Source organism: Novipirellula sp. (assembly GCF_041583735.1).
Taxonomy (GTDB): domain Bacteria; phylum Planctomycetota; class Planctomycetia; order Pirellulales; family Pirellulaceae; genus Novipirellula.
In genome coordinates, this window is record NZ_JBFHFD010000681.1 from 1 (window position 1) to 4637 (window position 4637).

3 protein-coding genes are annotated in these 4637 nt (G+C 54.7%); all 3 read right to left on the reverse strand.

Annotation, left to right across the window (positions count from 1 at the left end):
• Positions 1 to 76 precede the first annotated feature (76 nt).
• On the reverse strand, positions 77 to 2770 hold the full coding sequence (locus tag ABX962_RS30825; RefSeq protein ID WP_372725332.1) for a DUF1592 domain-containing protein: 2694 nt from the start codon (positions 2768 to 2770) through the stop codon (positions 77 to 79).
• A gap of 6 nt (positions 2771 to 2776) precedes the next feature.
• Entirely contained in the window at positions 2777 to 4171 is a 1395-nt protein-coding gene (locus tag ABX962_RS30830) for a FecR domain-containing protein (RefSeq protein WP_372725334.1), read from the reverse strand.
• Between the two features lies 1 nt (position 4172).
• Positions 4173 to 4637, reverse strand: a 465-nt coding sequence (locus ABX962_RS30835; RefSeq protein WP_372725336.1) for a sigma-70 family RNA polymerase sigma factor, incomplete at its 5' end; no start/stop codon positions are given.

The window sequence follows — 4637 nt, forward strand, 5'->3', positions numbered from 1 at the left end:
CATCGCCTAATCTCCTCCGTCTCTCAATCCCTCAATCCCTCAATCTCTCAATCTCTCTGTCACATCGCCTCAGGCGTTACTTCGTTTTAAATGGTTTTGATTGGACCAACGCGTGAATGAAAACGCTTAACTCGTAGTCATTGGCCTTTGCATACTCGAGGATTTGGTCGGCAATGTCTTGGTCCGTAAATCCGTAGGGGCGTCCGAGTCCGTATTCGATTAACGCTCCGGTTAATCCCATGGCAAAGTCGTCCTCGTGTTTTGCCACCGCGTCGCGTAATTCTTGATAATTTGCAAATTGCTCACCGCTGGGTAGGCGTCCGCTACCGTCGATCTCGAATTCGACGGCCCGTTTCTTTCTGCGTTCGCCAACCATCACGGTTTCCACATCACGCCACATTCCGGAAGCATCGAAATTTTCGAGTGCAAAACCGATCGGATCGATCTTCTGGTGACACTGGGCACATTGTGGTTCTTCTTGATGTGCCTTGGTCAATTCGCGAGCCGACAAAACTTCGCCGGCGAGACGACTGAGTTGCGGCACGTTCGGTGGTGCGGGTGGCGGTGGATCGTTTAACAGATGACGAAGCACCCAAGCGCCTCGTTCGACGGGTGAGGATCGCAGCCCGTCAGATCCCATCGCGGCCACCGCCGCGGTGCCGAGCAATCCGCCGCGACGTGAATCCGTAGGAAGGTTGACTTTGCGGAATTCGTGGCCATCCACGTTTGGCACACCGTAGTAATCGGCCATGACATCATTGACGACGAGGAAATCGGATTTCAACAGCGTCCCGAGCGGCAATTTTTCCGCAAGCATGTGGTGCACGGTCGCAAAGATCTCTTCTCGCGCATTGGCACGCACGGCGTTATCGAACGAAGGAAACTGGACACCGTCAAATTGGAACATGTCCAATCGTTCCATCTGCAACCATTGATGCACAAAGCCGCGAACAAAACGATCTGCACGCGGATCGGCCAGCAGTCGTGCCGTTTGCGCAAACAGAACGCGAGGCTGCGAGAGTTGACCGCTGCGGGCCACCGACATCAGTTCCTGATCGGGCGACTCGCTCCACAAGAAATATGACAGCCGAACGGCAAGTTCAGTAGCGGTCAATTCGGGGGATCCATCGTTGCCGGTCGATTCGACCATATATAGGAAACTGGGCGAGGACAGGATGATGGAAAGCGGGCCGATCATTGCATCGGTCGACGTCATCCCTTTGGCACGATTGGTCTCGTATTGTTGAACCAAACGATTTAAATAGTCATCGCTGGGCGATTCGCCTCGGAAAGCACGCACGGCAAAGTCGTGAAGCACTTCCTTGGCGTAACGCTCGTCACTAAAGTCGCTCGGTTTTTCCGGCAAAATTCGTTTTCTCGCGGCGATGGATGCCGCGCCGTCCGGATCCGGTTCGGGCCCCACCAATTCAGCCCAATCGATCCATACGCCGGGCGGTGTACCGATTCCATTGTTTTGTTGATCGATGGTCCATAGATTCTTGTCTCCGCGATCTTGGTGGCTACGTTGGTGCACCCAAATCTGCATTCTTTCGCCTGGCTGATGTTCGATCGGAAACGTGATCAATTCAGGTTCCTCGAGCGTCCCGGTGACCTTTCGCCATCCCAGATGTTTGCGACCGCTGCCAAAACCAGACGAAAATTCAAGATATTGAAAGCGAGGATCGGCATCGGAGTACGCCGCAGCGCGAAGCCGGATCGTGTAGTTGCCTGCATTCTCAGGCCCCAACGCAGGAAACTTGATTTTCGTGTAGCCGCCATCTTTGATCGTCAGGATCAACGTCGCGCCGGTTTTCGTTTCGGGACGCGCCAGATACTGTTCAAGTTGCGGAGCCCATTTCTTGCTGTTTTCAAGACTTTTCTTAGCGGCGTATTCGTCAAGGAAACCAAATTCCGATGCAGGTTTCTCTGACTGCGACTTCCACGCGGTTGCCCGTTTGATGTTGTCCTGAAGCGCCGCAAGCGCGTTAGCGTAGTGTGGGGTGTATTCCTCTTCGGGCTCGATGCGAACGGTTCTCGATTTCACTGTGCGTGGGGTATCCAATGCCAATTGCAGCGTCGCCTTGGCGGTGGCGAGATAGTTTTCCAGTTGGTCACTTGAAAAAAACAGTGACGCCCCGACGGTGTCAAACCCCGCGGTCGCTTGATCGTCCGGCAGACTCGATGCATCCGGACGTACCTCGAGCAGAGCTTCGATTGTGTTTTGGTACTCGCGTCGATTCAGTCGCCGCATTGTGATCTCGCCACCGGTGTCGCTAAGCAATTTACGAGCGACCACCATTCGCGTTGACAAGTCTTCGAGAAAATCGATCTTGGCTTTGTCCGAAATCGGCTCACTATCCTCAGGCGGCATTTCGCCAGAGTTGATTGCGTTCAGAATCTTTTGCCATCGTTCGGCGGTTTCGATGTTGCGAGCGATATCGAACGAGATGTCTTCGAGATTGACTCCGCCTTCTTCGGCTACCGCATCGTGGCAATCGTAACAGTACTGTTTAAAGACGGCGGCATGTTTGGCGGGCATGACGGCGGGCGTTACCGACGGTTCGGCGGCCCAGCTTGCCGGTCCGTATGTGCAAGCGAACAAGATCGCAAACAGGGTACACGCGATGGTGCCCGTCGTTTGGTTTCGCTTCGCGCCAGCTTGCAAACTCTCCGGAATTTCGCTTTGGTCATTAGCCGCGAACCAGACGGCTTGCGCCGCACCGCTAAGAGAGCGTGAACAATCGTTACGAATAAAATCTAAAGACGACATACAATCTTAATTCTTCTGCTGAGGTGAAAACTCGAGGATCGGCCCCGACGCTTCGGGATGCGAATCACTCGCGAAGGCGTGGACCAATCCAGGCCCTTCGCCATCAATTTGTCCGGTCAGTCGATCGATAATCAGCGTGACTGGCGAATCCGAGTGTGTCTTCAGGAATTCCAGCAGCGTTTCATTTTCGATCCCGAAGCTGCCACGTTGCACGCTTCGTGGTATCTCGAACGTCCCCAACAGCACGCCGTCTTCGGGGCCCGGTGCGTCCTCCCAAAGACTTTCGATCACCCAATCACTTTTCGCTTTGTTGGTGAGCCCATACACGGCGAATCGGTTGATCTTTGGCAATCGAGTCGCGAAACCAAGTCCGCTGGGAACAAGATTCAATCGCAACCGAGCCGATTTCATCGTCTCAAAATCAACATCGCTGACGTCAAAACCGCACAACGCGCGTTGATCCCAGGGCCCCGCAGCGCCTCGTTTGATCATCAGCAAATCGGGATGGTTTCGTTTTTTGCGTTTGTTGTTGCGAATCACCGACGTAGCGCGACCCTCGGTTCCAACCCGCAGCACTTGATGCGTCGCCTCGAGCGTTTCCTCGGGCAGCTGGCCGTCGAAACTTGTCAGTTGTTGATCCGAGATCGAAGCGGACTGTCGATCGGTCAACCGCACGTTTTCACCGGTTGAAACAAGATGCACCGAAATCTCACCTTTGATCACTTCAAAGGCCGATGGTTTCCCTTGGCCAGCGACTTTGACGGCGAATTCGGTTCCATGATCGACGACGTAACCATCGGGCGTTTCGAGAACGAAGCCGATCGCCGGCTTGGGCACGCTGACCACCGCCGCACCATCAAGCAGTCTGCCTCGCATTGGCGAGATCAAAACCAAATTTGCCGGCGCTTCGATCATCACCTCGGCACCCGAACGAAACTGGACCGTGGCGATTCCGGCCACCAATTTCATCAACCCTGGAGCCAACTCGGATCCAGGGGTGGTTGGCAGCGAACTTTCCCAGGCGGCATTCTCCGCCGACAGCAGCGTTGCGACCGTGGCGGAGTCCTCGGACTGTGGGAAAAGCCATGCGGGGGCAACGAAGAAAATCGCAAGTATTGATGCGGCAGTAACGAGCACGATCGATGGCAATCCATTTTTACCCGCAGACACCTTGCCTGCGCTCTCGGTCGTCGTTGCTAATGCTGATTCACGTGCCGGATCGACCACGTCATCAATGGCCTGTTCAAACGCGACTTCACGAAGTCCCGTATCCATCGCGGCAGCAATCACAAACTCGCGACGCAAATCGGAGTCCGCTTCCAACAAACGATCCAGTTCGGCGGCTTCGGATTCGCTGACCTCGCCGATCAGGTAACGGTGAATTAATGATTTGGGATCCATCTCAGGACATCTCCGGTAAAAGTTGTCCGCGGATACACGACGCCAACTTTTGACGCAGCCTTCCTAGTAATTTGTAAAGTGCGTTGACGGACTTGCGGCCTTGTTCGGCGATCTGTTTCACGCGTCCATCCCCGGCGTAGGGAGCCAACAACAATTCGCGATGAGGCGGTGAAAATTGAGTCAAACATTGGGACAATGCGTTGCGGATCGCGACATACTGTTCCGCGTCCATCGCCTCGGCCTCGTCGGCAATCAATTCGAGCACCTGTTGGCTGAGCACGTGGCGATCCCGACGCAATTTGTCGACGGCCGAAAGACACTTGAACCGCACGATGACCTTAGCCCAAGGAAGGAAACCAGCCTCGTCATGCAGTTGCCCCAATTTTTCCCACATCGTCACACTAGCTTCTTGCAGGGTATCATCGACGAGGTGCCAATCGGGCAAAATCGAACGAGCGAACGCGCG